Annotated in this window: 4 protein-coding genes and 1 pseudogene; 1 reads left to right on the forward strand and 4 read right to left on the reverse strand. The window is 61.6% G+C overall.

Going from position 1 to position 3,934, the window contains the following annotated elements; genetic code table 11:
• Together ABYV89_RS15190 and ABYV89_RS15195 are read right to left on the reverse strand one after the other, a co-directional pair.
• Positions 1 to 647 (reverse strand): permease (locus ABYV89_RS15190; protein WP_432823780.1); only part of this gene is annotated, 647 nt, incomplete at its 3' end.
• A gap of 72 nt (positions 648 to 719) precedes the next feature.
• Positions 720 to 1,052, reverse strand: a complete 333-nt coding sequence (locus tag ABYV89_RS15195) for an ArsR/SmtB family transcription factor (RefSeq protein ID WP_432823781.1) — start codon at positions 1,050 to 1,052, stop codon at positions 720 to 722.
• Between the two features lie 144 nt (positions 1,053 to 1,196).
• Between ABYV89_RS15195 and ABYV89_RS15200 the strand changes: the two genes are divergently transcribed.
• On the forward strand, positions 1,197 to 2,300 hold the full coding sequence (locus ABYV89_RS15200; RefSeq protein ID WP_432823782.1) for a peroxiredoxin family protein: 1,104 nt from the start codon (positions 1,197 to 1,199) through the stop codon (positions 2,298 to 2,300).
• Here the strand turns inward: ABYV89_RS15200 and ABYV89_RS15205 are convergent.
• Positions 2,293 to 3,372, reverse strand: a pseudogene (locus tag ABYV89_RS15205) (SO_0444 family Cu/Zn efflux transporter). The gene ABYV89_RS15200 and the pseudogene ABYV89_RS15205 sit on opposite strands and share 8 nt — an antisense overlap.
• Before the next feature lie 167 nt (positions 3,373 to 3,539).
• Positions 3,540 to 3,934, reverse strand: a 395-nt coding sequence (locus tag ABYV89_RS15210) for a DUF815 domain-containing protein (RefSeq protein WP_432823783.1), incomplete at its 5' end; no start/stop codon positions are given.

Here is a 3,934-nt window from a genome sequence, read left to right on the forward strand (position 1 = left end):
CCCCAGTTGGCAAAGACCAGAATACCGACCATTGCGGCGAAATAGATGCCGTTTTGCCACAAAGGGCGGGCGACCTCAGGCTCCGGCAAGGCCCCGGCCGCTTCGATCTTTTCCTGCTCTTCCTTGCGGAAAAAAAAGTGCATCGACAGGCCGATTATAATGCTGAAAAGGATGGCACCGACCGCCCGCGCTACCCCCATCTCGGTGCCGAGGACGTTGGCGGTCAGAACAATGGCGAGAATATTGATGGCCGGACCGGAATAGAGAAAGGCGCAGGCCGGGCCCAATCCGGCCCCCATGCGGTAGATGCCGGCAAAAAGCGGCAGAATGGTGCAGGAACAGACCGCCAGCACCGTCCCCGAAACCGAAGCCACCCCGTAGGCGAGGACCTTGTTCGCCTTCGGCCCGAGATATTTCATGACCGCGGCCTGGCTGACGAAAACGCCGACTGCGCCGGCGATAAAAAAAGCCGGCACCAGGCACAGCAGCACATGCTCCCGGGCATACCAGCGGGCCAGGTGCAGCGCCTCCCAGAGAGCGTTTTCGAGCAACCGGGACTGCTGCAGCCAGTCGACCGGCAGATAATAAAGACCGGTGAAAACGGCCAGAATCAGTGTTAAGGGTTTCCATTCTCGTGTCCAGTTCATACTCGCCTCGCTTACCTGCCTCACCTTATCTAAAACATTTGGCAAAACAACCAAATACTCGGGTAAAATTTTTTACTCTTCCGCCTTACCACAACATGTTGCCGGTTCGCCATTGCGGGCCGCCAGCACCGATTCCACACAGCCGAAAAAATTGAGAATGCAGGGGACCCGCAACCGGTAATAAACCTGGTTGCCGCGCTTTTCATCCTGCACGATACCGGCCTCGCGCAAGACCGACAGATGCTTCGAAACGGTGGAGACATCCGCCCCGACCATGCTGGTCAATTCGCAGACACAGCGCTCCTCCTTTTCGAGTTCTTCGATGATCAGGAGCCGACTCGGGTGGGCCATCGCCTTGAGAACCTGGGTCCGGGCCGTCAGGTATGCCTTACGTGTTGCATCCATGTATGCGTCCTCTGAAAGAATCTATTTGGCATTTTAGCCAAATAGATAGATATTGCAAGTTGAAAATTTTCTTCCGGAAGCATACTCTTGAATTTGATGGAGATTTTTATACTGTATAGACGCTTTTAGCGTAGGGAGGTCTACATGCTGAAACCCAGGCTATGCCATTTATTTCTTATATGTTTGCTGGCACTTGGTGGGGCGCTGACGGCCTATGCCGACCCCATCGACATCGGCGAAGCCTTTCCCGAAAAAGCGCTGCCGGCTCCGACCGACCCCCAGCAGCGAGCCTACCTCGGGCTGGGCGACGGCCCGACCTTCACCCTCAGCCAGATTGGCGGCAAGGTGGTGCTGGTCGAAATGCTCAACGCCCTCTGCCCCCATTGCCGCAAGCAGACCGGGCCGTACAACAAGCTGTACCGGATGCTCGAAGAGTCCCCGGAGACCCGCGGCAAGGTCAAGATGCTCGGCGTAGCGGTCGCCAACAGCGACGAACAGATCGCCGACTTTATCGATATTTACCAGGTGGCGTTCCCGATCGTCGCCGACCGGCGGTTTACCCTCCACCGCGCCGTGCGCGGCGGCCCGACGCCCCTGTCGATCTACGCCCTGCGCAGCCAGCCGGGGGAACCCTGGGTCGTCGCCGGGTCGCATCTCGGCGAAGACTACGACATGGAGGGGCTGTTCGATTTTCTGCGCGGGCTGCTGCAGGAAGAGGCCAGCACCTTCGCCAGCCTCCCAAGCGAGGCCGTTCCGGCGGAAAAGCGCCCCGAACCGCCCCAGGACGAGGCGGAGATCAGCCGCCGGGTTGCCGCCGCCTTCATCGCCCAGGGCGGCGAGCTCAGGGACTTCAAGCGGCTCTCACTGCCGAGCGGCCGCCGGGTCTATGCCGCAACCCTGACCCGCGACGGCAGCGACCGGACCCTGTACGCCGAGGTCGCCAGTCGCTCATCGATCTGCGACATCTGCCACGACGTCCATTTTTTCTACCTGTTTGACCGCAGCGGCAAGGTATTGGGGCTCGAGAAACTGCAGCTGACCAAGTACGGCAATGTCGAATGGGATGCCGGGGAGTTGGCCGCCTTTGTCCGTAACGTGCTCGGGCGGCCGCTGTACGGCAGCTGGTCGTTCAACCCGAAGGTCGACGCCGTCACCAGCGCCACCATGACTTCGGCCATCATCTTCGACAGCCTCGACCAGGGAAAGGTGCTGCTCGAGGAACTGGCCGCCGAAAGGCTGCTCAAATAATTCTGGACAGCTGTTGGCGCAGGCGCGGCCACCAGCAGCGCGCCAGCAGCAGGAGCAGCAGCAGGGCCGAGCCGATGGCCCAGATTGACGCGGCCGCTTCGCCGTCGTCGTGGACCCACTGGAGGATATCGATCTGCGCCCAGGCATACAGGCGGTTGACCAGCCAGCCGAGCAGCAGCGAACAGCTGGCGATGGAGAAGAGGTAGACCATGGTCGCCGAGCGTCCCCAGAACTTCGCGACCACGGCCAGCGTCGCCGCGTTGGTTGCCGGGCCGGCCAGCAGAAAGACCAGCGCCGCCCCGGGCGACAGCCCCTTGAGTACCATCGCCGCCGCCACCGGGGTCGAGGCGCTGGCGCAGATATAGAGGGGGATGCCGACCACCAGCATGATCAGCAGCGAGGAGAATTCCCCGCCCAGGTAGCGGGCGAAGAAATCGGCGGGCACCAGGTAGGAGATCACCCCGGCGACAGCAACACCGAGCATCAGCCAAGCGCCGATATCGCACAACAGGTCGCCAAAGGCGTAGGCCATGCCGCTGCGAAGGCGCTGTCGCACTGGCGGCCGGGTTGTTTTGAGCGGAGCACCCCCGCCCGGCTTAGGCGGTCAGCCGCAGCCCGGTTCTTCGGCGGCCTCGGCCGAGGCCGGCTGGGGCACCAGGTCTTCCGGCAGCCGGTTGATCAGCAGGCCGGTCACCGTGGCCGTCACAAACGCCGCCAGCGGCCGAACCACCGTCATGATCGGGTCGAGCAGGGCCCAGGTGATGGCGATGGAATCGACCCCGGTTTCAGGCACCGACACCAGAAACGCCGCCGAAGCCCCTTTGCTCGCCCCCTGTTTGCGCAGCTCGATCGCCGCCGGGATCACCCCGCAGGAGCAGAGCGGCAGCGGGATGCCGAACAGCGAGGCCTTGAGCACCGAACCGACGCTGTTGCTTCCGAGATGCCGACTGACCACATCCTCGGGGAGCAGCCCCTTGAGCAGCCCGGCGGCCAGGAATCCGAACAGGACAAACGGCGCCGCTTCGACCAGGATGTCCCAGCACTCCAGCAGTATCCCCAAAACGATTTCAATCATCGATGTTCCTTTTTGGGCAGGCTCGCCCAACCACGGTTATAACTGTGTCCTGCTTCTACTGTACCTCGCCCTTCAACAGAAATTCAAGGGCGCCGAATCAAAAAGAAAAAGGCACTTGCCCGGTCCGGAAGCAAGTGCCTTTTTCTTTGATCTGTCCGCAGGGATTACGCCCCGGCCTTCTCCAGCAGGTAGCGCCCGACCCAGTTCTTCGAGAACTGGAAGGCGGTCCGGCCGCAGCGCTTGCTCTTGTCGTGCGACCACTTGATGGCATCAAGCTCCAGCTCCTTGCTCCAGGGGATCTCCACCTTGCGCTGGCGGGCCTGGCGCTCGACGCACAGGCGCACGGCGTCGATGTAGCGATCCTGGCTGAAGACATGAAAGGCCACCCAGAGGCCGAAGCGGTCGGAGAGGGAGACCTTCTCCTCCGTCGCCTCGCTCTGCTGCAGCTCCCCCTTGACATACTTGCCGCCGAGGTTGTCTGTTTCGTATTCGGGAAGAAGGTGGCGACGGTTGGAGGTGACGTAGATGAGGACGTTCTCCGGAGCCGAATAGACTGAAC

Source organism: Trichloromonas sp. (assembly GCF_041583255.1).
In the GTDB taxonomy this organism is placed as follows: Bacteria; Desulfobacterota; Desulfuromonadia; order Desulfuromonadales; family Trichloromonadaceae; genus Trichloromonas.

Coding starts and splice junctions, on each gene's coding strand:
- ABYV89_RS15195 (WP_432823781.1), bottom strand. CDS start 1,052: ATGGATGCAACACGTAAGGCATACCTGACGGCCCGGACCCAGGTTCTC.
- ABYV89_RS15200 (WP_432823782.1), top strand. CDS start 1,197: ATGCTGAAACCCAGGCTATGCCATTTATTTCTTATATGTTTGCTGGCA.